The organism is Methylobacterium sp. E-046 (assembly GCF_022829625.1).
In the GTDB taxonomy this organism is placed as follows: domain Bacteria; phylum Pseudomonadota; class Alphaproteobacteria; order Rhizobiales; family Beijerinckiaceae; genus Methylobacterium; species Methylobacterium longum.
The window spans coordinates 13,740-37,148 of record NZ_JAKSYP010000130.1; the positions used below are offsets into that span (position 1 = coordinate 13,740).

23 protein-coding genes are annotated in these 23,409 nt (G+C 70.9%); 14 read left to right on the plus strand and 9 right to left on the minus strand.

Annotated elements, in window-relative coordinates:
- The first annotated feature begins 260 nt into the window (after positions 1–260).
- Together MKK82_RS11815 and MKK82_RS11820 are read left to right on the plus strand one after the other, a co-directional pair.
- Positions 261–1,499, plus strand: a complete 1,239-nt coding sequence (locus MKK82_RS11815; protein WP_238289961.1) for an exonuclease SbcCD subunit D — start codon at positions 261–263, stop codon at positions 1,497–1,499.
- Positions 1,500–1,521: 22 nt separating this feature from the next.
- The gene (locus MKK82_RS11820; protein ID WP_243985824.1) at positions 1,522–4,998 is read left to right on the plus strand and encodes an ATP-binding protein; all 3,477 of its coding nucleotides are present in this window, start codon (positions 1,522–1,524) and stop codon (positions 4,996–4,998) included.
- Between the two features lie 241 nt (positions 4,999–5,239).
- Here MKK82_RS11820 and MKK82_RS11825 read toward each other — a convergent pair whose 3' ends face one another.
- A complete protein-coding gene (locus tag MKK82_RS11825) occupies positions 5,240–6,736 on the minus strand; it encodes a carboxypeptidase M32 (protein ID WP_238289964.1) in 1,497 nt (498 codons plus the stop codon).
- Between the two features lie 207 nt (positions 6,737–6,943).
- On the opposite strand from MKK82_RS11825, the gene MKK82_RS11830 reads away from it, so the two are divergent.
- Entirely contained in the window at positions 6,944–7,129 is a 186-nt protein-coding gene (locus MKK82_RS11830) for a DUF3606 domain-containing protein (RefSeq protein ID WP_243985826.1), read from the plus strand.
- Positions 7,130–7,187: 58 nt separating this feature from the next.
- Here the strand turns inward: MKK82_RS11830 and MKK82_RS11835 are convergent, their stop codons facing one another.
- The 4 genes from MKK82_RS11835 to MKK82_RS11850 all read right to left on the minus strand — a co-directional run bounded on the left by MKK82_RS11835 (position 7,188) and on the right by MKK82_RS11850 (position 10,109).
- A complete protein-coding gene (locus MKK82_RS11835; RefSeq protein ID WP_243985828.1) occupies positions 7,188–8,990 on the minus strand; it encodes an ATP-binding cassette domain-containing protein in 1,803 nt (600 codons plus the stop codon).
- A gap of 66 nt (positions 8,991–9,056) precedes the next feature.
- On the minus strand, positions 9,057–9,293 hold the full coding sequence (locus MKK82_RS11840; protein ID WP_238289967.1) for a hypothetical protein: 237 nt from the start codon (positions 9,291–9,293) through the stop codon (positions 9,057–9,059).
- Positions 9,294–9,373: 80 nt separating this feature from the next.
- A complete protein-coding gene (locus MKK82_RS11845; RefSeq protein WP_012317725.1) occupies positions 9,374–9,688 on the minus strand; it encodes a polyhydroxyalkanoic acid system family protein in 315 nt (104 codons plus the stop codon).
- Positions 9,689–9,797: 109 nt separating this feature from the next.
- A complete protein-coding gene (locus MKK82_RS11850) occupies positions 9,798–10,109 on the minus strand; it encodes a septal ring lytic transglycosylase RlpA family protein (protein ID WP_373323352.1) in 312 nt (103 codons plus the stop codon).
- 617 nt (positions 10,110–10,726) lie between these two features.
- Between MKK82_RS11850 and MKK82_RS11855 the strand changes: the two genes are divergently transcribed.
- A complete protein-coding gene (locus tag MKK82_RS11855) occupies positions 10,727–11,917 on the plus strand; it encodes a site-specific DNA-methyltransferase (RefSeq protein WP_279602948.1) in 1,191 nt (396 codons plus the stop codon).
- A gap of 207 nt (positions 11,918–12,124) precedes the next feature.
- On the opposite strand, the gene mutY is transcribed toward MKK82_RS11855, so the two are convergent.
- Positions 12,125–13,465 carry an A/G-specific adenine glycosylase gene (gene mutY / locus MKK82_RS11860; protein WP_238289971.1) on the minus strand — a complete coding sequence of 447 codons (1,341 nt, stop codon included), beginning with the start codon at positions 13,463–13,465 and terminating at the stop codon, positions 12,125–12,127.
- Between the two features lie 133 nt (positions 13,466–13,598).
- Between mutY and MKK82_RS11865 the strand changes: the two genes are divergently transcribed.
- The 8 genes from MKK82_RS11865 to MKK82_RS11900 all read left to right on the plus strand — a co-directional run bounded on the left by MKK82_RS11865 (position 13,599) and on the right by MKK82_RS11900 (position 19,184).
- On the plus strand, positions 13,599–14,081 hold the full coding sequence (locus MKK82_RS11865) for a DUF721 domain-containing protein (RefSeq protein ID WP_238289972.1): 483 nt from the start codon (positions 13,599–13,601) through the stop codon (positions 14,079–14,081).
- A 90-nt stretch (positions 14,082–14,171) separates the two neighbouring features.
- On the plus strand, positions 14,172–14,816 hold the full coding sequence (locus MKK82_RS11870) for a DsbA family protein (RefSeq protein WP_238289974.1): 645 nt from the start codon (positions 14,172–14,174) through the stop codon (positions 14,814–14,816).
- Positions 14,817–15,007: 191 nt separating this feature from the next.
- Positions 15,008–15,382, plus strand: coding sequence for an AtpZ/AtpI family protein (locus MKK82_RS11875; protein WP_243985830.1), 375 nt, complete (start codon positions 15,008–15,010; stop codon positions 15,380–15,382).
- 71 nt (positions 15,383–15,453) lie between these two features.
- Entirely contained in the window at positions 15,454–16,209 is a 756-nt protein-coding gene (locus tag MKK82_RS11880) for a F0F1 ATP synthase subunit A (protein ID WP_243985831.1), read from the plus strand.
- Between the two features lie 68 nt (positions 16,210–16,277).
- Positions 16,278–16,505, plus strand: a complete 228-nt coding sequence (locus MKK82_RS11885) for a F0F1 ATP synthase subunit C (RefSeq protein WP_007566773.1) — start codon at positions 16,278–16,280, stop codon at positions 16,503–16,505.
- Positions 16,506–16,645: 140 nt separating this feature from the next.
- The gene (locus MKK82_RS11890) at positions 16,646–17,224 is read left to right on the plus strand and encodes a F0F1 ATP synthase subunit B' (protein WP_238289978.1); all 579 of its coding nucleotides are present in this window, start codon (positions 16,646–16,648) and stop codon (positions 17,222–17,224) included.
- Positions 17,225–17,239: 15 nt separating this feature from the next.
- Positions 17,240–17,725, plus strand: a complete 486-nt coding sequence (locus tag MKK82_RS11895) for an ATP F0F1 synthase subunit B (protein WP_238290052.1) — start codon at positions 17,240–17,242, stop codon at positions 17,723–17,725.
- Between the two features lie 169 nt (positions 17,726–17,894).
- On the plus strand, positions 17,895–19,184 hold the full coding sequence (locus MKK82_RS11900; RefSeq protein ID WP_238289979.1) for an NAD(P)/FAD-dependent oxidoreductase: 1,290 nt from the start codon (positions 17,895–17,897) through the stop codon (positions 19,182–19,184).
- Between the two features lie 77 nt (positions 19,185–19,261).
- Here the strand turns inward: MKK82_RS11900 and MKK82_RS11905 are convergent, their stop codons facing one another.
- Positions 19,262–20,131, minus strand: coding sequence for a formate/nitrite transporter family protein (locus tag MKK82_RS11905; RefSeq protein WP_238289980.1), 870 nt, complete (start codon positions 20,129–20,131; stop codon positions 19,262–19,264).
- A gap of 31 nt (positions 20,132–20,162) precedes the next feature.
- Entirely contained in the window at positions 20,163–20,903 is a 741-nt protein-coding gene (locus MKK82_RS11910; RefSeq protein ID WP_238289981.1) for a competence/damage-inducible protein A, read from the minus strand.
- Between the two features lie 77 nt (positions 20,904–20,980).
- Between MKK82_RS11910 and sfsA the strand changes: the two genes are divergently transcribed.
- On the plus strand, positions 20,981–21,694 hold the full coding sequence (sfsA, locus tag MKK82_RS11915) for a DNA/RNA nuclease SfsA (RefSeq protein WP_238289982.1): 714 nt from the start codon (positions 20,981–20,983) through the stop codon (positions 21,692–21,694).
- On the opposite strand, the gene MKK82_RS11920 is transcribed toward sfsA, so the two are convergent.
- Positions 21,681–22,523, minus strand: a complete 843-nt coding sequence (locus MKK82_RS11920) for an FkbM family methyltransferase (RefSeq protein WP_243985833.1) — start codon at positions 22,521–22,523, stop codon at positions 21,681–21,683. The genes sfsA and MKK82_RS11920 overlap by 14 nt on opposite strands.
- 117 nt (positions 22,524–22,640) lie before the next feature.
- Here MKK82_RS11920 and MKK82_RS11925 point away from each other — a divergent pair, with 117 nt between their 5' ends.
- The gene (locus MKK82_RS11925) at positions 22,641–23,405 is read left to right on the plus strand and encodes an alpha/beta fold hydrolase (RefSeq protein WP_243985838.1); all 765 of its coding nucleotides are present in this window, start codon (positions 22,641–22,643) and stop codon (positions 23,403–23,405) included.
- Positions 23,406–23,409: the final 4 nt, after the last annotated feature.

A 23,409-nucleotide genomic window follows, 5' to 3' on the forward strand; every position in this document is an offset into this window, starting at 1 on the left:
CCAGCCCGGAAAGCGGTCCCGCAGTCCGCGTCGAACCGCGCCCTCAGCGGGTTCATGCGGCGAGAGCGGCTTGCGACCCGACGCCGAGTGGAGGACACACCGCGGGCGCGTGCTTTCCGGATTCTTCGGCACCGTCGGACCGCCGTCCACCGACACCGCTTGAGGCCCACCCCGCGGACAGCCTAAGAGCGCGATCACGGCGCCGTCGCCGGTGCGATCGCACCGCCCTTCGACGCTTCACCCAGTCCTTCCGGAGGCCGATGACGGCGTTCAGCTTCATCCACGCGGCGGACCTGCACCTCGGCAGCCCCCTATCCGGCCTCGCGGCCCGGGACGCGGACCTCGCCCGTCGACTGGCCTCGGCCGGGCGGCAGGCCTTCGAGGATCTGGTGAGCCGGGCGATCGAGCGCGCGGTCGCCTTCGTGGTGGTGGCCGGCGACGTCTACGACGGCGATTGGACCGACACGACGATCGGCCTGTTCTTCGCCCGGCAGGTGGCGCGCCTCGACCGTGCCGGCATCTCCACCGTGCTGGTCCGCGGCAACCACGACGCCGAGAGCGTGATCAGCCGGGCGATCACGTTGCCGCCGTCGGTCCACATCTTCCCGTCGAACCGCGCCGGCACCCTGCGGCTCGACGGTCTGCGGGTCGCCCTGCACGGCCGGAGCTTCCAGAGCCGTGCCGTCGAGGAGAACCTGTCCCTCACCTACCCGGCTGCCCTGCCGGGCTGGTTCAACCTCGGGATCCTCCACACCTCCTGCACCGGCCATGCCGCCCACGAGACCTACGCGCCCTGCTCGGTCTCCGATCTCACGGCCCGCGGCTACGATTACTGGGCCCTCGGCCACATCCACGAGTACGCCGAACTGTCCCGGGATCCCTGGATCGTGTTTCCGGGCAACCTCCAGGGCCGCAGCGTGCGCGAATGCGGTGAGAAGGGCGCCGTGGTGGTCGAGGTCGCCGACGGCCGGGTGACCGGGGTCACCCGGCTCGCCCTCGACCGCGCCCGGTTCGAACAGATCTCGGTGGATCTCGCCGACGCGGCGGACCTCCGCGCCGCGTTGGAGGCCGTCGAGGGCGCGCTGCGGCCGCTCGCCGCCCTGGCGGCGACCCGTCTCGTCCTGGTCCGCGTCCACCTCACCGGCGTGACGCCGGCTCACGACGCGCTGTCGTCGGACCGCGACGCGGTCACGGCCGAGATCCAAGCCGCCGCCCACCGCCTGCACGAGGACATCTGGCTGGAGCGGCTGAAGATCGAGACCCACCGGCCCCGCGTCGCCCTGGAACCCTCCGGTCCGGCCATCGATCCGGCGGCGCTTCTGGCCGACCTCGACCGCGATCCGGAATTCCGGGCCCGGGCACGCGCCATCCTCGCGGAGATCGGCAGCCGGATGCCCGCCGCGGTCGCCGCGGAAGCCGATCTGGAGGCCGAGTTCGACGCCCTCTGTGCCGAGGCCGAGGCGCTGATCCTCGGACGCCTCGGCGGCCGGCATTGCTGAGCCGGCAGCGCAAGGACACACGATGCGCCTGATCCGCCTCGCCCTCGAGCGCTACGGCGCCTTCACCGACCGGGTCGTGGAATTCCGGCCGGACGCGCGGCTGCACGTGGTGCTCGGCGCCAACGAGGCCGGCAAGAGCACCGCACTGGCCGCGGTCACGGATCTGCTGTTCGGCTTCGAGAAATCCACCCGCTACGCCTTCCTGCACGACATGCCGCAGCTTCGACTCGGCGCCGACATCGCCGCCGTCGACGGGCGTCGGCTCACGTTCCGCCGCCGGAAGGGCAACAGCCGGACCCTGATCGACGCCGCCGAGGCGCCGCTTCCCGACGACGTCCTGGCGCCGTTCCTGGGCGGGATCTCCCGAACGGTGTTCTGCCGTGCCTTCGGCCTGGACGCGTCGAGCCTGCGGGCCGGCGGTCGCGAGATGGTCGATGTCGAGGGCGAGGTCGGCGCGAGCCTGTTCGCGGCGGGCTCGGGCCTGCGCGGCCTCACGGACCTGCAGGCCGCCCTCGATCAGGAGGCCGACGGCATCTTCGCGCCGCGGCAAGCCAAGCACCGGACCTTCTACCAGGCCCTGGAGCGCCACGAGACCGCCCGCAAGGCGATTCGCGACAAGGGCGTGCGGACCGGGGACTGGCGGGCGCTGAACGACGAGATCGCCGCCGCGGCGGGGCAGCTCGACGGCGTCAGGGAGGAGCAGAAGGCCATGGCGGTCGCGCGCGCCCGGCTGGAGCGGCTCAAGCGGGTCCGACCGATCCTCGCCGAGATCGATGCGCTGGACGCGCGCATGTCCGCCGAGAACGGGCTGGTCGAGGCTGAACCCACCTGGATCGAGCGCCTCGGCGCAGCCCTGGAGCGTTGCCGCGGCGCGGAGTCCGCGGTGGAGGGCACCGGCTCCGCCCTCGCCCGCGCCCGCGCCGAAGCCGAGGCGGTGCCGGTTGAGCCGGGACTGACGCTCCGGGCCGACGAGATTCTGGCGGCCTTCAGCGGCACCAACGCGTACGAGAAGGGTGGCGCCGACCTGCCCCGGATCGAGGGGGACGCCCACAAGGTCGGCTTGGAGCTGGAGCGGCTGCGCGCCCGCATCGGCGCGCCGGACGTGGCGGCGCTGGAAGCCGATCAGCCGACCGACGCCGCCCGCGCCCGGATCGAGCGGCTGATCCGGGATCACCGGGCGCTGAGCGCGGCCGAAGAGCAGCTTGCCCACGACCTCGCCGCAACCTGCGCCGAGCGCGATCGGCTTGCCCGTGAGGTCGAGGCGGCGGGCGCGACCCACGATCCGACCCCGCTGCGCGAAGCCCTCAGGCCGCTCGCACGCCTGCACGAGCGGGTCGCCGCTCTCGAGACGCTGGACGCGACCATACAGCGGGAGGCGGCCCTGCTGCGGAACGGGGCTGCCCGGCTGTCGCCTCCGATCCCCGATCTCGCCGCCCTCGTCCGGATGCCCCTGCCTGCCCAGGAGACGGTGGCGCGCTTTCGCGGCTTGCTGGACGGAAAGATCCGCGAGCGGGAGCGGTCGGCCGACCAGCGCGACGTGGCCCGCCGCCAAGTCGCCGTCACCCGCGACCGCGTCCGGGAGCGCGAGGCCGGACGGCCCGTGGCCACCCGCGAGCGCTTGGAGGCGCTCCGGGATACCCGTGACGCGACCTTCGCACCGCTGCGCGACGCCTTGGCGTCGGGGCGAGCCGTCGCGGCCGCCCAGATCGCGGCCTACGAGGCGGCGCGCCGCGACGCGGACCGGCTGGCCGACGCGCGCGGGGATGATGCCGCCCGGGTCGCGGCCCACGCGGCCGACCTCGAACGCCTCGCCGCCGAGGAGGCGGATCTGGCCGCCGCCGAGGAGGATCTTGCCGGGATCTGCGCCGAAATCGCCGAGGGCGAGGCCGCCTGGCGCGAGGCGTGGCGGCCCGCCGGGATCGTTCCCGCCTCGCCGGCCGAGATGGCGGCGTGGCTGACCGAGGTCGAGGGCCTGATCGAGGCCGAGCAACGGCTCGCGGATCAGCGGATCGGGCGCGGCCGGGTTTGGGCCGGGATCGAAGCGGCCCGATCGCCGATCGCGGATCTCGGAGCCCGTGCCGGCCTCGAGCCGGCGCCGGCCCTCGAGATCGGTGAGGCCCTCGAACGTCTCGAAGCCCGGGTCGCGACCCTGGCGAGCCGCTGGGAGGCGAACCTGCAGACCGGCGGCGCGCTGCGCGCCGCGCGGGCCGCCGCCGAACGGCTCGACGCGGCCCGGACCGGCCTGGAGGCCAAACGGGCCGCCTGGCGGACCGAGTGGATCGAGGCGCTTCAGCCTCTCGCGCTCGGCGGGACGGCGCGGCCCGAAGAGGCCGAAGGTGCCCTGGAGGCTTGGCGCACGGTCCCCGACCGGCTGGCGGAGCGCGCCGCCCTCGATCGCCGGTCGGCCGGCCTCCGGCGCGACATGGAGGCGTTCCGATGCGGCGCGGCCGCCCTGATCGAGGCGTTGGCCCCCGACCTCGCTGGCACGCCGCCGACCGGCGCCGTCCGGACGCTGCACGCGCGCCTCGTCGCCGCGCAGGCGCGCGAGGCCCGGCGCGCCGAACTCGATCGTCGCCGTGAGGAGGCGGAGGGCGCCGACCGGGCCGCCGGTGAACGCCGGGACGCCGCGCTCGCGGCTCTGAGCCGGCAGGTCGCCGAGGCCTTGCCGAACCTCGAGACGGCATCGATGGTGGAAGTCGAGATCCTGTTCGACCGGCTGAGTGCCCGGGAGCGGCTGAGGGCCGAGCTGCTGCGGCTCCGCGGCAGCCTCGCCGGCGCCGGCGACGGATTGCCGGAGGCCGACCTGCGCGGTGATCTCGCCGCGCTGCCGCCGGAGGCGATCGAGGCGGAGCTGGCCCGGCTCGCCCTGGAGGCCGAAGCTCTGGGGGAACGCGGCCAGATCGTGTTTGCCGACCGGGACCGGGCCGAGCGCCGCCGGGCGGAGCTGGAGGGCGGGACCGGGGCCGAACCGGCACTCGCGGAGCGCAAGGCCGCCGAGGCCGATCTTCAGTCGACGGCCCGGTCCTGGGCGGTCCTGCGCTTCGCGGGGCTGATGCTGGGTCAGGCGATGGCCCGGCACCGGGCGGGGCAGCAGGATCCCCTGGTCGCGCGGGCCGGTGCGCTGTTCCGGGCGCTCACCGGCGGAGCCTTCTCGGGCCTCGCCCAGACCTATGACGATGCCGACACGCCGCGGCTCGCCGGCCAGCGCGCGGGCGGCGGTACGGTGGCGATCGAGGGCATGAGCGAGGGCACTCGCGACCAGCTCTACCTCGCCCTGCGGCTCGCCTACCTGGAGGATTATGCCGGCCGGGCCGAGCCGGCGCCGTTCATCGGCGACGACCTCTTCTCGACCTTCGACGAGACCCGGACCGGCTACGGCCTCGACGCGCTGGCGGAGATCGGCGCGCGCGTCCAGCCGATCCTATTCACCCACCACCGCCACGTCGCCGACTTGGCTCGCGAGCGTCTGGGCGCGGCGGTGGACGTGGTGGCGCTGTAGGTCCTGCCATCCGCCCGCGTCGCGCGCGGGGGTTCGCCGGGCTTTCCGCCGCCGGTCTCAGAGCCGCGCCTGCCGGGCGGCGATCCAGTGGGCGCCCCGATCGGCGACGCCACGTTGCCGCGGCACCCGTTGCCCCCCGCGCGCCGACGCTGCGAGCCGACCGACCTCACCGGCGATCGCTTGCCCCGTCTCCCTGCGGCCGCTGACGCGGGACAGCCTCCCGGATCGGGTCGCCCGCCGGTCAGCTCGCGCCGGCGAGATACCGCGCCTCCAAGTGCGCCCGGAACGCCTCCGTGCCGAGCGGCGCGCCGGTCGCGCGGGCGAGGAGTTCGTCGGTGCCATGCAGGCTCCCCACCGCGTGGACCTTGGCGCGCAGCCAGTCTCTCAGCGGCCCGAAATCCCCCTGCGCCAGGCAATCCGGAAGCGCGGGCTCGGCCGACCGGGCGGCCCGGAACAGCTGCGCCGCCGCCAGCGCACCCAGCGTGTAGGTCGGGAAATAGCCGAAGGCGCCGCTCGGCCAGTGGATGTCCTGAAGGCATCCGACCCGGTCGTCCGGTACGGCCAGCCCCAGAAGCTCCCGCAATCCGTCATTGAAGGCCCCCGGCAGGTCGCGCACCGCGAGGTCGCCCGCGATCATCGCGGTCTCCAGCCGGTAGCGCAGGAGGATGTGGGCCGGATAGGTCGCCTCGTCGGCGTCGACGCGGATGAAGCCCGGCGCGACGCGGGTGTTCAGCGCGTGCAGGTTCTCCGGTGACCATTCCGGCCCGGACCGCCCGAATGCCTCCCGCAGCAACGGCGCCAGGAACGTGAAGAACGCCCGGCTCCGGCAGGCCTGCATCTCGACAATGAGCGACTGGCTCTCGTGAAGGCTCATGCCTCGCGCCGCGCCCACTGGCTGGTGCCGCCACGCCGCCGGACGGCCCTGCTCGTAGAGGGCGTGGCCGGTCTCGTGCAGCACGCCCATCAGGGCGCGGCCGAAATCGGCCACGTCGTACCGGGTGGTGATGCGCACGTCGTCCGTGGCGCCCCCGCAGAACGGATGCAGGCTGATGTCGAGCCGGCCGCGGGTGAAGTCGAAGCCGACCGCCGCCATGAGCTTGAGGCCGAGCGCGCGCTGCACGTCCACGTCGAACGGGCCGGCGAGCGGCAGCGGCGCCGCTCGGGACGCCTGGATCTCCCGGGCGCGCGCGATGAGCGCTGGCAGCCAGCTCGTGAGGTCCGCGAAGAGCGGATCGATCGTCGCGCGGCGCATGCCGGGATCGTAGCTGTCGAGCAGCGCGTCGTAGGGATCGAGCCCGAGGGCATCACCCTTGGCCTCACCGATCTCGCGCTGAAGCCGAAGCACCTCGGCGAGGTGTGGCTCCAGCCGGGCGAAGTCCGCGTCGCGTCGCGCCTCGCGCCAGACCATCTCCGACCGGGAAACCGCGCGGGAACTCGCTTCCACGAGGTCGCGCGGGACGGCCGTGGCGTGCGCCTGAGCGCGGCGCATCTCGCGCAGGTTGGCCGCGGGCCAGGGATCGGGGTGTCCCGCCTGCTCGGCGGCGAGCAGATCCTCGGCGGCCCCGGGGGCGGTCAGCATCTCGTGGGCGAGCCCGCGAAGGATCGCGAGCTGATCGCCCCGTGCCTCGGCAGCGCCGTCGGGCATCAGCGTCTGCGCGTCCCAGCCGAGGATCCCGGCCGCGCCCTCAAGGGCCGCTAGACGGGCGAAGCGCTGCTCCAGGGTCTGGTAGGCGGTCATGCCGGGCAAGCCTTCTTCGATGTGACTGACGGAACGGGGAAAATAACGTTTGCCCGCGCCTTCGGCGTCTCACGCACGATCGTCGCACCGATGCGTGCCGCAGGGTGATCGGGTTCGTAGCAGCAATCTGTGGACTACGCCCACCACCGCCCCTTGCCGCCCTAAAAATATCGCTTAGGTTTGTTTTTCACCTGGAGTAAACCCAAGATGGCTGACGATCTCGATCGGCGGGAGCCGGAGGACAAATTCAAGATCAACGTTCACGAGGAATGGGAGCTTCGCTACTGGGCGCGGAGATTCGGTGTGACGCGGGAGCAGATCGTGGACGCCGTCAGACGCGTCGGTGTTCAGACGAGGGACGTCGCGAGTTATCTCGGCAAGGCGTGGCCGTGAACGACCGGCCGAACGCCCTGCAGATGGGATCTCGTCGCATCGGAGATGCCGGCCGTTCCTAGCCGGCCTGCAGCATCTCTAGCTCCAGCCAGCGATCCTCCGCCTGCGACAGCTCGGTCTCGGCCTGCGCCAGCATGGACGAGGCTTTGTCGAAGCGGGCCGGGTCGCGGGCATACAGATCGGGATCGGCCAGGATCGTCTTGAGCTGCCCGATCGCCGCTTCCAGCTTCCCGATGCGGGCCGGCAGCGTCTTCAACTCGTGCTGGTCCTTGAAGCCGAGCTTGGGCTTGCCCGCCGGCTGAGGCGTCGGCGCGGCAGACCGCTCCCGCGGCTCCCTGGCTTTCGGCGCGGCGGCCCGGGCCTCGACGCCCTGCCCGCGTTGGACCAGCATGTCGCTGTAGCCGCCGGCATACTCGACCCAGCGGCCCGCCCCCTCGGAGACGAGGACGCTGCCGGCCACGCGGTCGAGGAAGTCGCGGTCGTGGCTCACCAGGATCAGCGTGCCCTGGTAGTCGCCGAGCATCTCCTGGAGGAGGTCGAGGGTCTCGAGGTCGAGGTCGTTCGTCGGCTCGTCGAGGACGAGAAGGTTGGCGGGTTGGGCCAGGGCACGGGCGATCAGCAGCCGGTTGCGCTCGCCGCCGGAGAGCACCGAGACCGGCGTCCGGGCCTGCTCGGGGGTGAACAGGAAGTCCTTGAGGTAGCCGATCACGTGGCGGCTCTGGCCGTTCACGGTCACGCTGTCGCCGCGCCCGCCGGTGAGCACGTCGGTGACGGTCATGCCGGGCTCCAGCACGGCCCGGGCCTGATCGAGGACCACCGGCAGCAGGTTGGTGCCCAGCACGACCTGGCCGGAATCCGGCGCGAGGCGCCCCATCAGCAGGTTGATCAGGGTGCTCTTGCCCGCGCCGTTGGCCCCGACGATGCCGAGCCGGTCGCCCCGCATCACCCGGAGCGACAGGCCCGCGACGATCGTCCGCTCGCCGTAGGATTTCGCGATGTCGCGCGCCTCGACCACGAGGCTGCCGGAGGATTCCGCGTCGGACGCCTGCATGCTGACGCTGCCCACGGGGCGACGGACCTCGCGGCGGTCCTTGCGCAGCTCGTGCAGGTTACCGAGACGGCGGACGTTGCGCTTGCGCCGGGCGGTGACGCCGTAGCGCAGCCAATGCTCTTCCGCGGCGATCTTCCGGTCGAGCTTGTGCTGATCGCGTTCCTCCTCCTCGAAGAAGGCGTCGCGCCAGGCCTCGAAGCTGGAGAAGCCCTGGTCGATCCGCCGGGTCTCGCCGCGGTCCAGCCAGATCGTGGCCCGGGACAGCGCCGAGAGGAAGCGCCGGTCGTGGCTGATCAGGACGAGCGCCGCGCGGGTGCCCTTCAACTCCGATTCGAGCCACTCGATCGCCGGAAGGTCGAGGTGGTTGGTGGGTTCGTCGAGGAGCAGGACGTCGGGCTCCGGGGCAAGCGCCTGCGCCAGCGCGGTGCGCCGCCCCTCGCCGCCCGAGAGCGTCTGCGGGTCCTCCGCGCCGGTGAGGCCGAGGCTCTCCAGCAGATAATGGGCGCGGTGGGTGGACTCGCCCGGCGGCAGGCCGGCCTCGACGAAGTCGAGCGTGGTGGCGAAGCCCGAGAAGTCGGGCTCCTGGGCGAGGTAGCGGATCGTGGTGCCGGGCTGGATGAACCGGCGCCCCTTGTCGAGCTCGACCAGGCCCGCGGCGATCTTCATCAGCGTGGACTTGCCCGAGCCGTTGCGACCGACCAAGCACGTGCGCTCGCCCGGAGCGATGGCGAGGTCGGCGCCGGTGATGAGCGGCGTGCCGCCGAAGGTGAGTAAGACGTCCTGAAGGGTGAGGATCGGGGGAGCGGCCATGGGCCGGCTTATGGCAGTGCGGGGCGGGCTGTTCAAACGGCACCGCCCCGGTCAGGTCGTACCGGCTCAGGCGATCGGGTTGGCCGGCCCGGTCGGGGGGCTGATCTCCGGCGCACCCGGGTCGTTCACCGGGATCTCCGGCGGTTGGATGCCGGGGGACTCGGAGGGGGTGTTCCCGGGGATCTCGGGTCCCGGGGGCTGCGTCGGCGCCTGCGGGGGTTCGTAGGGCCGGTCCGGTGCCGGGACCGGCTGCGGCGGCACCTCGGGGACCTGCCCCGGATCGGCGAGCGTGAACTGGAACACCGTTATCCTCCGCGAGACCGACGGTGCGCGGCCGCACCGGTCCGGCGGAAACAAGGTCCCCGCGTTCCGGTTCCGAACCGCTACTTCTTGGTCAGCAGGAGGTTGCCCTCCTTGCTCGCCACTTTCTGGATCTTCTCGGCGAACAGGGCGAGCAGGAACGGCAGCTTCACCTCCAGGCGAACGCTCTCGGCTCCCACGTCGATCGTGCCGGCGATCTTCTGGGCCACCGCCGACACGCCGAAATCGAGGCGATCGCCCGTCCAGGCGAGCTGGTCCACCGTGATCCCGCTCTTGGCCAGGAAGGCCCGCGCCTGATCGGTCCCGTGCTCGAGGCGCCGCTTGGCCTCGTCGCGGCCGAGGTCGTGCGGGATGTCGACGATGAGAGGCTTGGGCATGCGGTTGATCCGGGCTGAACCTGGCAGCAGATGGTGCCTCCGGATGCCGCAGACAACGCCTCGTGACGGCCCTGTCCGTCGGGAGCAGGGCCGTCCGCGTGCCGTGGCGTCAGTTCAGGACGTGCAGGGAAACGTAGGTCGTGCCGCCCATGCCGAGGGCGCGAGCCGAGCCGCGGGACAGGTCGATGATGCGGCCGCGCACGAACGGACCCCGGTCGTTGATGCGCACGATCACGGAGCGGCCGGTCCGCTGGTTCTCGACGCGGACCCGGGTGCCGAAGGGCAGGCTCCGATGGGCGGCGGTCATTCCGTTGGGGTTGAAATGTTCGCCGTTCGCGGTGCGGTGGCCGCTGCCGTACCAGGAGGCCGCCCCGCTCTGTGCGAAGGCTGGGAGGGAGGTCCCGAGGACGGTGGTCAGCATTCCGAGCGAAACGACGAGCTTTCCGAAACCAAACGACATTCTGAACGCATTCCCTTGTTTTTTCGGGACGGCGCCAGTCGTTTCCGAAATCGGCCGGAATAAGGCCGGTCTTGGCGTACGGTCGAGGTCGCATTAAAGGCGCGATTTTTCGACGCGTGCTGATTACATGCGCAATTGTTGCGGAAAATTTCTGTCAGATCTCGTAAATACTTGCCTGCAAGTCGAGGCGCGTCATTTCAAAGCTTTTCGGCGTCTCAGCCGAGGAAGACAGGTTATAGGCTGAAATTCCCAAGCCTTGCGCTGGGTGTGACCCTGCTTCCCGCTCAGGTGGACGCGGAACGCTCGGATTGCGGGGATCGGGGATTGGTTTCCGGCATTCGTTGCGGGTCGGCCGCCTTGGCGTCTCGCGGCGCTGCGGGGTGGCCCGCCGCATCGACCCGCGCCGCCACTCACCCGGCTCGGCGACAGGGTCGATTAATCGATGGGTGGATCATCGGTTCCCGGCCCGGCAAAAACTGCAGCCCCAGAACGGGACGCCCGGCGCTGAAATCCGACAACGCGACCTTTACCGTACCGGGGGCATGGTCTGCCGGTCAGTCGCGTAACCGGTGTTTGCCATGGCTTCCCCGCGTACCGTGGCTGCCGACGCCGTCGCCCGGAATCAGGTCTCGCGTGCCGGGCGGCCCGCGTCGGCGCCACGGATGGGTCTCGTACCCGCCCAGCGTTCCCTGCCCCTCGACCAAGTGCTGGTCGGGGATTGCATCGCCGCCATGAACGCCCTTCCGGCGTCGAGCGTCGACTGTGTGTTCGCCGACCCGCCGTACAACCTTCAGCTCGGCGAAGCCGGCCTGCTGCGTCCCGACCAGAGCCGCGTCGACGCCGTCGACGACGACTGGGACAAATTCGCGACCTTCGAAGCCTACGACACCTTCACGCGGGACTGGCTCGCGGCCTGCCGCCGCGTGATGAAGCCGAACGCGACCCTCTGGGTGATCGGGTCTTACCACAACATCTTCCGGGTCGGGAGCGCGTTGCAGGATCTCGGTTACTGGATCCTGAACGACATCGTCTGGCGCAAGGCCAACCCGATGCCGAATTTCCGCGGCAAGCGGTTTACCAATGCCCATGAAACCCTGATCTGGGCTTCGCGCTCGGCGGAGTCGAAGGGTTACACCTTCCATTACGAGGCGCTGAAAGGAGGCAACGAGGACCTCCAGATGCGCTCCGACTGGTTCATCCCCCTCTGCACCGGCGAAGAGCGGCTGAAGGATGCCGCAGGCCGGAAGGTTCACCCGACCCAGAAGCCCGAGGCGCTGCTCGCCCGGACCCTGCTGGCCGCGACCAATCCCGGCGACGTCGTCCTCGATCCTTTCTTCGGTACCGGCACGACCGGAGCCGTGGCCAAGCGCCTCGGCCGCCGCTTCATCGGCATCGAGCGGGAGACGCTCTACGCGGAAGCTGCGCGCGAGCGGATCGCGGCGGTGGAGACCCTGTCGAAGGCGGCCCTCATGGTGGCGCCGACCAAGCGCGCCGAGCCGCGGGTGCCGTTCCTGTCGGTCATCGAGGCGGGGCACATCCGGCCCGGCGAGACCGTGACCGACGAGCGCCGCCGGTACCGCGCCACGGTGCGTCCGGACGGACAGCTCGACAACGGCCTCGTCATCGGCTCGATCCACAAGATCGGTGCCCTGGTTCAGGGCCTGCCGGCCTGCAACGGCTGGACGTTCTGGCACGTGGAACGCGGCGGCAAGCCGGTGGTGATCGACTCCTACCGGGCCGGCCTGCGGCAGGCGATGGCGAACGGCTGAGCCCGCGATCCGTCGCCGCGCTCCGGGCCCCAGGGTCCCGGACGCCATCGGTTCACCCTGAATCCGTCCCGAGGCGCCGACGCCGGCAGATCCCACGGGAGTGCCAGCCGCGGCCTCCGCCGCGCTCCGGAACACCGATCACGATCTTGCTGCGAGGGCGACGACGTCCTCCGTCTGCAGCCAGCGTGCGTGCGGTGCGGGACGGCTCTACCGTTTCCGCGCCGCCCCGGATCGGCGCACAGGCGGTCCCGGCCGTGCCGTCATGGGGGGGGCGGCCTCCTCATCCAGCACATCGTCCACCTCCGGCGGCGGCGCCGGCGCCGGCCTCGGCCGAGGCTTCGGGACGGCCCGCACGCTCGGCCGCGGATCGGGATCCGGTATCGACACCTGCGCCTCCAGGGCCGCCAGCAGCGGCATCGGCGGCGGCTCCTTCTTCGGGCGACCGCGCGGCTTCTTCTCGGGCTCCACCTTGGGATCGAAGGCGTGGGCCAGAACCTTCCGCATCAGGCCGGGCAGCGGCTCCTCGGCGAGGCCGGAGCGGGGCGTGAAGCGCATGCCGGCCGGTGCGGGCGTCGAGAGCGCCACCCGCGCCGCAAACACGGTCAGTTCCAGGGGGAAATGCGTGAAGCCGTGGCGGACCATGCCCGGCAGGCGCTTCCAGCGCGCGTCGAGCGGCGCGTCCAGCAGGGCTGCGGCGACGTCATAATCCGGCTCCCAGGCGCTGCCCGGCGGCTCCGCCATGTTGCCGAGTAGTCCCTCCGGTGGGCGCGTCCGCAGCAGCACCGCCTCGTCGCCGCTGCGGATCGCCACGAAGGCGGCACCGCGGCGCAGCGCGCCCTTCGCCACCCGGATCTTGCGCGGGAACGTCTCCTGCGTGCCGAGCGACCGGGCGCGGCACGGCCGCATCCACGGGCAGAGCGCGCAGGCGGGGCGCTTCGGCGTGCAGATCGTCGCGCCGAGGTCCATCAGCGCCTGCGCGAAGTCGCCCGGTCGGCTTTCCGGGACGAGGGCCTGCGTCAGCCTGCGGATCTCCGGGCGACTGCCCGGCAGGGGGGCATCGACCGCGTAGGCCCGGCTCAGCACCCGCTCGACGTTGCCGTCGACGGCGGCCTCCGGTCGCTCGAAGGCGATCGCCGCGATGGCCCCGGCCGTGTAGGCGCCGATCCCCGGCAGCTTGCGCAGGCCGTCGGCGGTGTCGGGGAAGCGACCGCCCGAAGCCGCGACGGCCCGCGCGCAGGCGTGGAGATTGCGGGCGCGGGAATAGTAGCCGAGTCCGGCCCAAGCCGACATCACCGCCTCCTCGGGGGCTGCGGCGAGGGTGAACACGTCGGGGAAACGCGTCAGGAAGCGCTCGAAATACGGGCGCACCGCGGCGATCGTGGTCTGCTGCAGCATCACCTCGGAGAGCCAGACCCGGTAGGGGTCGGGCACCTCTCCGGCCAGCGCCCGCCAGGGCAGCACCCGCCGATGCCGGTCGTACCAGGCGAGCAGGTCGTCGGCGCACGGTCCGGGACCGGGCTTGGAATCCGTGGCTGTGAGGGGCGGCATGGGCTGGTCGACCGGGCTGCCGCTGCATAGCCGGAGGGCGGCGGCGATCATAGGGCGACGAAACCGCCGGCGCGTCCTCCCTTCGTCAACCATCCTGCGCTAACCTCCGCGGATCCACTGGGCCGGAACCATCATGGCGCGCGTCAAACCGCTGGCCGAACTGATCGAGGGTTGCATCGGGCCGGCCTTCGCGGCGCAGGGCTTCGCCTCGACCGACATCCTGGCCGCTTGGCCGGAGATCGTCGGCGAGCGGCTCGCCCGCTACTGCCGTCCGTCGAAGCTCGAATGGCCGAAGCGACGGCGGAAGGACGCCGGCACCCCCGAATCCGGCACCCTGGTGGTGCGGGTCGAAGGCGTCTTCGCCATCGAGCTGCAGCACCTCGCACCGGTGGTGATCCAGCGGATCAACGCCCATTACGGCTGGGCCTGCGTGTCCCGCATCGTGCTGCAGCAGGACCGGGTCGGGCGGGGCGGCCGTGCTGCCGCGCCCGCCCGGATCGATCCGGCGCGCGCCGTCGAGGTCCAGCGCGCCGTGGCGGGCATCGCTGACGACAATCTGCGCGCCGCCCTCGACCGCCTCGGCACCGCGGCCGTGGCCTCGCGCCCGGACCGGTGAACGGGACGATTCGGTCACCTTGCCAGGAAGCCCGCGCCCGAGTACCGGCATCGAAACGCCATGACGGTCCATTCCGGCGGAGCCTGCCCGATGACGACGCGACGCGACGCTCTCAAGTTCTCCGGCCTTGCCATCGGCGCCGGCATCGCCCTGCCGGCCCTCGTTCGCGGCGCCCGCGCCGAGGGCATCGACACCGCCGCGCTGCTCCAGCCGGGTCCCCTCGGTGACGTCTGGCTCGGACCGGCGGATGCCAAATGCACCATCATCGAGTACGCCTCGATGACCTGCTCGCACTGCGCGGCCTTCCACAAGAACACGTGGCCGACCCTGAAGGAGCGCTACATCGATACGGGAAAGGTGCGGTTCACCCTGCGCGAATTCCCCCTCGACCCGCTGGCGACCGCGGCCTTCATGCTGGCGCGCTGCGAGGGCGAGTCCAAGTATTATCCGATCACCGACCTGCTGTTCGACCAGCAGCCGGCCTGGGCCTTCACCCCGAAGCCTGTGGACGCGCTGGAGCAGATGCTCCGTCAGGCCGGCTACAACAAGCAGACCTTCGAGGCGTGCCTGAAGGACCAGAAGGTCTACAGCGCGGTCAACGCCGTGAAGCAGCGCGGGCTCGACGTGTTCAAGGTCGACTCCACCCCGACCTTCTTCATCAACGGTGAGCGTTACACCGGCGAGATGACGGTCGAGGGCATGGAGAAGGTGATCAAGCCCATTCTGGGCGCCTGAGCGACTGTTCGGAGACATGCGCGGAGCACCGGTCCAGCGTGGCGCTCCAACCTGAAATACCAACTCAAAATCAAAGACTTATCGTGTATGGAGTTCGCCTTGACACTCAAGATAGGCGAAACTATGGTGCGCCGCGCTTGCTGGGGGTGTCCAGCCGGTTCCAGATCCTCCTGCCCGATGAGTTTTGAGCCGTGAACGGCGACGACCCAAGGGACGGGAAAGGGACCGAGCAGACGCCGACGGACAGCGAACTCTCCGCGAGGCTCAGACGTCTCGAGACGCAGATCGAACGGAAGCGGCCGCAGGCCGCTCCCGATCCTTCCACGCGCGCTCGGAACGGCGGGCCATCCTCGCTGGGCCAGGCCATGACGCTCTCCACGGAGTTCGTCGCGGGCGTGATCGCGGGGGGCATACTCGGCTGGATCGTCGACCATGTCTTCGGGACGAAGCCCTGGGGCCTGATCGTCCTCCTCATGCTGGGGTTCGTCGCGGGGGTCTACAACGTGATGCGGGTGTCGGGTTTCTCCGGCGCGCGTCCGGAACGACGCGACCGGCAGGAGCCGTAAGGCACGCCGGTCCAGAGGGATCTGGGCGGCCGGCGATGCCGGTGCGCCGAACAAGAAGGGCGGAAGCGGGAATGGCGGTCACGATCGACCCGATCCATCAATTCGAGCTGAAGCCGCTCGTGTCGCTCGGCCATATCGGCCATCAGCAGCTCGCGTTCACGCAGTCGGCCCTCTACATGTTCGCGGCCGTCGGGGTGATCGCGCTGATCACCATCGTGGCGACCGCGTCCCGCTCCGTGGTGCCGGGCCGCATGCAGTCGCTGGCCGAGATCTTCTACGAATTCATCGCCGACACCGTGCACCAGGCCACCGGCGACGGCGGCAGGCGGTTCCTGCCGCTGGTCTTCTCGCTGTTCATGTTCGTGCTCGTCCTGAACCTGTTCGGGATGATCCCCTACGCCTTCGCGGTGACCAGCCACCTGATCGTCACCTTCGGCCTCGCGGCCCTGGTGATCTCCACGGTGGTGATCTTCGGCGTGATGAAGCACGGCATCCACTTCTTCGGCCTGTTCGTGCCGTCAGGCGTGCCGAAGCCGCTGCTCGCGATCCTGGTGCCGATCGAGGTCATCTCCTTCATCTCGCGCCCGATCAGCCTGTCGGTCCGTCTGTTCGCCAACATGCTGGCCGGCCATATCGCGATGAAGATCTTCGCGTTCTTCGTGGTTCAGCTTCTTCTCGCGGGTGCCTGGAGCGTGCTATCGCCGCTTCCGCTGTTCCTGACGATCGCGCTGACCGCTCTCGAGTTCCTCGTCGCGGCGCTTCAGGCCTACGTCTTCGCGACGCTGACGGCGATCTACCTCAACGATGCCCTTCACCCCGGCCATTAATCCCGGCCGGCTCCACCCGCCGCAAACGTCACCGCACGTTTCGATCTGAAGAGACCTCAGGAGTTATCATGGATCCCGTCGCTGCGAAGTACATCGGCGCCGGCCTCGCTTGCCTCGGCATGGCGGGTGCGGGCATCGGCCTCGGCAACCTGTTCGGTCAGTTCCTCGCCGGCGCCCTTCGCAACCCGTCCGCGGCCGACGGCCAGCGCGCCACCCTCCTCCTGGGCTTCGCCCTCACCGAGGCGCTCGGCATCTTCTCGCTGCTGATCGCGCTGCTGCTGCTCTTCGCCGTCTGATCGGCGTCGGAGACCGCGGACCCGCGGTCTCCCCGGGCCTTCGCCCGACGAACGGGTGGGCGCTCCCGCGAGGAGCGTCCGCCTTCTTCGGTCGCCGCGCCGGCGGTGACCTCAGCGAACGGTGTCAGTGTAGCGGTCTCATGGCGCAGCCCAATCCCCTCACCACGCCGCCCTCGGGCGCCGACACGAAGATCGTGCCGGGCCATACCGAGCACGCGGAAGCGCATTCCGGCGCCTTTCCGCCCTTCGAGACTTCGGGCTTTCTCGCGCAGCTGATCTGGCTCGCGCTGGCCTTCGGGCTCCTCTACTACCTGATGGACAAGATCGCGCTGCCGCGGATCCAGTCGATCCTGCATGCCCGCGCCGAGCGCCTGCGTGCCGACCTGGATCAGGCGCAGGCGATGAAGGCCGAGGCGGATGCCGCCGGCGTTGCCTTCGAGACCGCCCTCCGGACAGCCCAGGGCAAGGCGCGCGACATCGCGCAGACCACCCGCAACGAGCTGGCCGCCGAGGCCGAGGTCAAGCGCAAGGCGCTCGAGGAGGAGCTGAACGCCAAGCTCTCCGCTTCCGAGGCGACGATCCGCACGCGCACGGAGAGCGCCATGGGCAACGTCCGCTCCATCGCGGGCGAGGCCGCCACGGCGATCGTCGAGCGGCTCACCGGTCAGGCTCCTGACCGGGCCAGCCTCGATCGCGCCCTCGACGCCACCGCACACTAGACGGGAACCCCGATGCTGCTCGAAGCCGAATTCTGGGTCGCCGTCGCGTTCGTCATCTTCATGGGCATCGCCTGGAAGGTCGGCGGCTTCTCGGCGATGACCAATGGTCTGGACGGGCGCGCCAAGCGCGTCCGCCACGAACTCGACGAGGCGAAGCGCCTGCGCGAGGAAGCGGCCGCCGTGCTGGCCGATTACAAGCGCCGCCGCGCCGAGGCCGAGAAGGAGGCCGAGTCGATCGTCGCCAGCGCCCGCGAGGAGGCCCATCGGGCCGCCGAGGAGGGTCATCGCAAGCTCGACGATTTCCTGGCCCGGCGCACCAAAGCCGCCGAGACCAAGATCGCCCAGGCCGAGGCCCAGGCCGAGGCGCAGGTCCGTGCCGCTGCCGCGGAGGCGGCCGTGAAGGTGTCGGAGACGATCCTGCGCGAGCGGATGCAGGGTGACGCCGCCCAAGGCCTGATCCGCGCCAGCCTCGGTGAGGTCCGGACCCGCCTGCGGTCCTGATTTCTCCTGGCGACGCCGCGAGGTTCGAGAAAGCCGCCCCCGGGCGGCTTTTTTCATGACGGGATGTCCTTTTCGGCTCCCCGCGCCATGCCGGAGCCGCTCCGTGATCGCCCGGGCGAACATCGGTGCCCCGAGCGGCGTTCCCGACCCGTGGGGATGCGGAGACGGCATGGCGGATACGGCGGACAGGGCGCGGATCGTGATCGTCGGCGGCGGCGTCGCCGGGATCGAGGTGGCCACCAGCCTGGGACGCGGGGGCCGGGCCGACGTGATCCTCGCGGATCGCAGCCTGTCCCATGTCTGGAAGCCGATGCTTCACACCTTCGCGGCCGGTACCGCCCGGGCCGACCGGCAGAAGGTGGATTTCTTCGCGCAGGCGCGCCGCAACGGTTTCCGCTTCCAGCCCGGCGCCCTGGTCGGGATCGACCGGCGGGCGAAGCGCGTCCGCCTCGCCGTCGAGGCGGCGGAGGGACGGCCGGTCGTCGATCTCCCGTACGACCTGCTCGTCCTCGCCATCGGCAGCCGCGCCAACGATTTCGGCACGCCGGGCGTGGCCGAACATTGCCTCACCATCGATGACCTGACCGAGGCCGAGCATTTCCACTGTCAGCTCCGCTGTCATCTGCTGGCGCGGCTCGACCACGGGGGGGTGCTGGAGATCGCCATCGTGGGCGGTGGCGCAACGGGCGTCGAGCTGGCCGCCGAGCTGAAGCACGCCATCAACCTGCTGTCGGCCTACGGATCGCCGGATCTGCCGCAGCGCCTGCGCCTGACCCTGATCGAGAGCGGTCCGCGCCTTCTGCCCGCCTTTCCCGAGAGGGTGTCGCGGGCTGCCGGCCGCACCCTGTCCGACCTCGCGGTCGAGGTCCGGACGGACGCGATGGTGACCGGCGCGGATGCCGGTGGCTTCGCGCTGAAGGACGGCAGCCACATCTCGGCCGGACTCAAGGTCTGGGCGGCCGGCGTGAAGGCGCCCGACGTGCTCGCCGACCTCGACGGTCTGGATCGCTCGCGGACCGGGCAACTCGTGGTCGGCCGTGACCTGCGCACCACCCGCGATCCGGCCATCGTCGCCCTCGGCGATTGTGCCAGCCTGACGGAGCCGGAAACCGGGCGGTCCGTTCCGGCCACGGCTCAGGCGGCCCGACAGATGGCCCAGCACCTCGCGCGCCACCTCGGCCGCGCCCTCGCCCGCGGCGACGCCGTCGGATCGACGCTGCCGCCGTTCCGCTATGTCGAGAAGGGCGCCATCGTCTCCCTCGCGGATTTCAACGGCTGGGGCACGCTCGGCCGCTACACCTTCGGCGGCGGGCGCCTCAACGGCCTGTCGGCCCGCCTCACCCATGACCTCCTCTACCGGCAGCACCAGCTCGGCCTGTACGGTCCGCTGCGCGGGACGATGACGTGGGTGCTCGACGACCTCGATCACCTGATCAGTCCGGCGGTGCGGCTCGACTGAGGCGACGCCTTCCGGCCTGCCGCATCGACGGCGGCGCGCGGCACCGGCGCGGCCGGTTCTGGCGAGGGGTCGCGGCGTCAGTCGGTGCGATCACCCTCCACGGCCTTGGTCTCCTCCACCTCGGGGGCGACTTGACCGTAATTGAGCACCGCCACCAGTGCGACGCCGCCGAAGGTGTTGCCCAGGAGGGTCGGCAGGAAGAACTTCCACGCGTAATCGTGCAGCGAGGCCGCGCCGGTGACCACCAGGTAGAAGGCTTCCACCGAGCCGGCCACGACGTGGGCGAGGCTGCAGAGCGAGACCAGCCACGTCATCAGCAGGATCACGAACGGCGCCGCGCTGGCCGTGGCGGGCAGGAACCAGACCATGAGGGCGATCATCCAGCCGGCGAAGACCGCCTTGATGAGCGTCGCCCAGAATTCATGCGCGATGGCGTCGTGGCTGATATCCGCGAAGGCCTTGAGGACCGGCGGCTCGAAGGCGCCGGAATGGGCCAGCAGCGCCGCGATGGCCAGCGTCCCCAGGATGTTTCCGGCCAGCACGATCCCCCACAGTCGCACGACGCGCAGGGCGGTCTTGACCGAGCGGTCGTGCAGCAGCGGCAGGACCGGCGTGATGGTGTTCTCGGTGAAGAGTTGCTGGCGTCCGAGCACCACCACGAGGAACCCGACCGCGTAGCCCATCGAACTCACGATCTTCGCCCACTCGGCCTCGGGCAAGTGACTCCTGAGGACCCCCGGCACGATCAGCGAGAGGGCGATGCTGAGGCCGGCCGCGAAGGCCGAGAGGAACAGAGCCAGACCGTGTCGACGCAGTTCCTCGTCGCCCCCCAGGCGGATGACCTCGTGGAGCACGTAGGCGTCCGGCCGGCCGACGTCCGACACTTCCTTCAGGCGCGCATCGCGCCGAGCCATGGGGTCGGCGCGCTTGTCCTTGTCCCGAACCATTGACTCCGCTCCGCGACCCAACGTCCGAACCTCAGGCGGAGAGGCGCGCCAGCAAGGCCCGGACCGCGTCGCACGCCTCGGCGAGCGCCTGCGGATCCCGGCTGCGCACGACGATCCGGTTGCGGAACCCCTCCGGCGTCATCGCCGGGTACGAGCCGATGGAGACCGCGGGCCGCGCCTTGGCGATCTCGCCGAGACCGCCGGCGTAGTTGCCCTCCGGCAGGCCCGCCGCTTCGATCGTCTCGGACATCATCGCGGTACCGCCCTTCAGGGTCGGGGCGATCGAGTCGAGCATCGCCTGCATGATGCTCGGCACGCCGGCCATGACGTGAACGTTGCCGATGCGGAAGCCCGGTGCCTTCGAGACCGGGTTGGCGATCAGGTCGGCCCCGAACGGGATCCGGGCCATGCGCAGGCGCGCCGCGTTCAGGTCCTCGGGCTTGTGCCGTTCCAGCAGCATGGCCCGCGCCCGCTCGTCGACGTCGACGCCGACACCGAAAGCCTGGGCCACGCAATCGGCGGTGATGTCGTCGTGGGTCGGGCCGATGCCGCCCGTCGTGAACAGGTGAGTGTAGCGGGCGCGCAGGACGTTGACCGCCTCGACGATCATGGCGGCTTCGTCCGGCACGATCCGCACCTCGCGCAGGTCGATCCCGGCGGCCGTCAGGAAGTCGGCGATCGTACCGATGTTCTTGTCCTTGGTGCGACCCGAGAGGATCTCATCGCCGATGACGAGGATGGCGGCGGTGACGGAATCGGAGGGCTGGCTCATGGGACTCTGGTGTCGGGCGGGTCGGGCAGGCAGATAGCGCGACCGTAGCCCGCGACTACGTGAACCCCGAGGATCCGATGCAGTTCGCCGCGCCTCTGGTGCCGGGACGGCTCGTGCAGCGCTACAAGCGCTTCCTGGCCGACATCGACACCGATGACGGCCGCGTGACCGCGCATTGCCCCAATCCCGGGGCGATGCTGGGTCTGAAGGAGCCCGGCGCGCGGGTGCTCCTGTCCCGCGCGACCAATCCGGCGCGCAAGCTGCCGATGACCTGGGAGCTGGTGCAGGCCGAGCTGCCGGGTGGCCCGCAATGGGTCGGCATCAACACCCTGCGCCCGAACGCGCTGGTGGCCGAAGCCTTCCACGCCGGCGCCATCGCGGCGCTCGCCGGTCACGACGCGCTGAGGCCGGAGGTCCGCTACGCGCAGGCGAGCCGGGTCGATTTCCTGGCGAGCGGCGCCGCGTCCGGCCCCTGCCACGTCGAGGTCAAGAATTGCCACCTGATGCGGCGGCCGGGCCTCGCGGAGTTTCCGGACTGCAAGGCCGCCCGCAGCGCCCGTCACATGCGGGATCTGGCCCAGGTCGTGGCCGAGGGTGGCCGCGCGCTCGTGGTCATCGTCGTTCAGATGCGCGCGGAGGCCTTCGACGTCGCCCGCGACATCGACCCGGTCTTCGACCGGGCGTTCCGAGACGCCCGCGCGGCCGGCGTGGAGGTCCGCGCCTATCGCTGCGCCGTCGGGCCGGAGGGGGTCGCCGTCGCGGACGAGATCCCGGTGATCACGCCGGCCTGACGGCCGCACGCTCGAACATCAGGTTCAGCCGGGAGCGCGAGATCTCGCGGTATCCGAAGCCTTCGAGGTGCTGCGGCAGATCGAGCTGCCACTGGCCGGTGCCGTTCTCGATCAACAGGATGCGCGGCAGCAGCGTGGCCGGCGCCTCCCGGAGGAACGGCTCTAGGATCAGGTCCTCGGCCCCCTCCACGTCGAGCTTGACGGCATCGACGCGGGTGAGCCCTTCCCGGTGGAGAAGGTCGAGGAGCGTCACCGCGGGCACGGTGATCCGGGCGCCCTCGTTGGTGCCGACGATGCGCAGGCTCGACTCGCCGCGGTTGCGGGGATCGATGAACAGGGTCAGCTCGCCCGCCTTGTCGGCCACCGCGCAGGCAACCGCCTTGACCGTGTGGAACGGGTTCTGGGCTATGTTGTAGGTCAGGCGGTCGAACACGTCCGGCTGCGGCTCGACGGCGACGATCCGGGCCTCGGGGCCCGAGAACGCGGCCACGCACAGGGCGTAGGCGCCGATATTCGCGCCGATGTCTAGGAAGACGCAGTCCTTCGGCAGGCGCGCTTCGAGAAGGGCGCGCTCCTCCGGATCGAAGAACTGCGGGGTGAACAGCACCTTCTTCTCGCAGTTGTTGTTGTACGGATGCAGCCGCATCCGCGCGCCGTAGCGGGTCACGTCGAGGGGCTTGCCGCCGAGCCGTGCGATCGCGATTCGGCGCAGGAACAGCGCGAGGCGCCGCCCGTACCAGGATTCGGCCGGGATCCGGTTCGTGCGGCGGGTGATCGCCGCCACGAGGCCGGCCGGTTCGTAGGTGCCGTAGGGCTGCGTGTCCGTCATGACCGGCGCGGTGTGCCAGCCGGCGCCCCGCCCTGCAAGCGGATCGATCCGCGTTGCCCCGGCGCGTCCGCGTGGTCTAAGCGGGTGACCGAGCTTACGGAGCATGGATTGCGCGGCATGGAGACCTTCAAGTCCGACGGCGTGCGGATCGCCTATATCGATGTCCCGCCGACGGACGGAACCGGCACGCCGATCCTGCTGATCCACGGCTTCGCGTCGAACCACGCGGTCAACTGGGTCAATACGCAGTGGGTGCGGGCCCTGACCCAGGCCGGATACCGGGCGATCGCCCTGGACAATCGTGGTCACGGGGAGAGCGAGAAGCTCTACGATCCGGCCGCCTACAGCTCCGAGGCGATGGCGGGCGACGCGGTGCGGCTGCTCGACCATCTCGGCATCGCGCGCGCCCATGTCATGGGCTATTCCATGGGGGGCCGGATCACCGCCCACATCGCCCTGGACCACGCCGACCGGGTCCGCTCGGCCCTGATCGGCGGTCTCGGGATGCACCTCGTCGAGGGAAAGGGTCTGCCCTCCGGCATCGCCGAGGCCCTGGAGGCGCCCGCCGGGACCCCGGCCCCGAACCCCACGGCCGCCGCCTTCCGCATGTTCGCCGAGCAGACCCGCAGCGACCTGCGGGCGCTGGCGGCCTGCATGCGCGGCTCGCGCCAGACCCTGAGCCGCGCCGAACTCGGGCAGATCGAGGTGCCGGTCCTCGTCTCGGTCGGGACCCTCGACACCGTGGCGGGTTCCGGTCCGGCGCTCGCCGCCCTGATCCCGGACGCGCGTGCCCTGGAGATCGAGGGCAAGGACCACTCCACGGCGGTCGGCGCCAAGCCCCACCGGGACGGAGTCCTGGCCTTCCTCGCCGCGCAGCCCTGAGCGG

Bases quoted from the DNA above. Each gene is read 5' to 3' on its own strand.
- MKK82_RS11815 (WP_238289961.1), top strand. From the start codon at position 261: ATGACGGCGTTCAGCTTCATCCACGCGGCGGACCTGCACCTCGGCAGC.
- MKK82_RS11825 (WP_238289964.1), bottom strand. From the start codon at position 6,736: ATGACCGCCTACCAGACCCTGGAGCAGCGCTTCGCCCGTCTAGCGGCC.
- MKK82_RS11920 (WP_243985833.1), bottom strand. From the start codon at position 22,523: ATGACGGACACGCAGCCCTACGGCACCTACGAACCGGCCGGCCTCGTG.
- MKK82_RS11905 (WP_238289980.1), bottom strand. From the start codon at position 20,131: ATGGTTCGGGACAAGGACAAGCGCGCCGACCCCATGGCTCGGCGCGAT.
- MKK82_RS11850 (WP_373323352.1), bottom strand. From the start codon at position 10,109: ATGCTGACCACCGTCCTCGGGACCTCCCTCCCAGCCTTCGCACAGAGC.
- MKK82_RS11855 (WP_279602948.1), top strand. From the start codon at position 10,727: ATGGCTTCCCCGCGTACCGTGGCTGCCGACGCCGTCGCCCGGAATCAG.
- mutY (WP_238289971.1), bottom strand. From the start codon at position 13,465: ATGCCGCCCCTCACAGCCACGGATTCCAAGCCCGGTCCCGGACCGTGC.
- MKK82_RS11865 (WP_238289972.1), top strand. From the start codon at position 13,599: ATGGCGCGCGTCAAACCGCTGGCCGAACTGATCGAGGGTTGCATCGGG.
- MKK82_RS11820 (WP_243985824.1), top strand. From the start codon at position 1,522: ATGCGCCTGATCCGCCTCGCCCTCGAGCGCTACGGCGCCTTCACCGAC.
- MKK82_RS11885 (WP_007566773.1), top strand. From the start codon at position 16,278: ATGGATCCCGTCGCTGCGAAGTACATCGGCGCCGGCCTCGCTTGCCTC.
- MKK82_RS11870 (WP_238289974.1), top strand. From the start codon at position 14,172: ATGACGACGCGACGCGACGCTCTCAAGTTCTCCGGCCTTGCCATCGGC.
- MKK82_RS11890 (WP_238289978.1), top strand. From the start codon at position 16,646: ATGGCGCAGCCCAATCCCCTCACCACGCCGCCCTCGGGCGCCGACACG.
- MKK82_RS11910 (WP_238289981.1), bottom strand. From the start codon at position 20,903: ATGAGCCAGCCCTCCGATTCCGTCACCGCCGCCATCCTCGTCATCGGC.
- MKK82_RS11880 (WP_243985831.1), top strand. From the start codon at position 15,454: ATGGCGGTCACGATCGACCCGATCCATCAATTCGAGCTGAAGCCGCTC.
- MKK82_RS11830 (WP_243985826.1), top strand. From the start codon at position 6,944: ATGGCTGACGATCTCGATCGGCGGGAGCCGGAGGACAAATTCAAGATC.
- MKK82_RS11845 (WP_012317725.1), bottom strand. From the start codon at position 9,688: ATGCCCAAGCCTCTCATCGTCGACATCCCGCACGACCTCGGCCGCGAC.
- MKK82_RS11835 (WP_243985828.1), bottom strand. From the start codon at position 8,990: ATGGCCGCTCCCCCGATCCTCACCCTTCAGGACGTCTTACTCACCTTC.
- MKK82_RS11900 (WP_238289979.1), top strand. From the start codon at position 17,895: ATGGCGGATACGGCGGACAGGGCGCGGATCGTGATCGTCGGCGGCGGC.
- sfsA (WP_238289982.1), top strand. From the start codon at position 20,981: ATGCAGTTCGCCGCGCCTCTGGTGCCGGGACGGCTCGTGCAGCGCTAC.
- MKK82_RS11925 (WP_243985838.1), top strand. From the start codon at position 22,641: ATGGAGACCTTCAAGTCCGACGGCGTGCGGATCGCCTATATCGATGTC.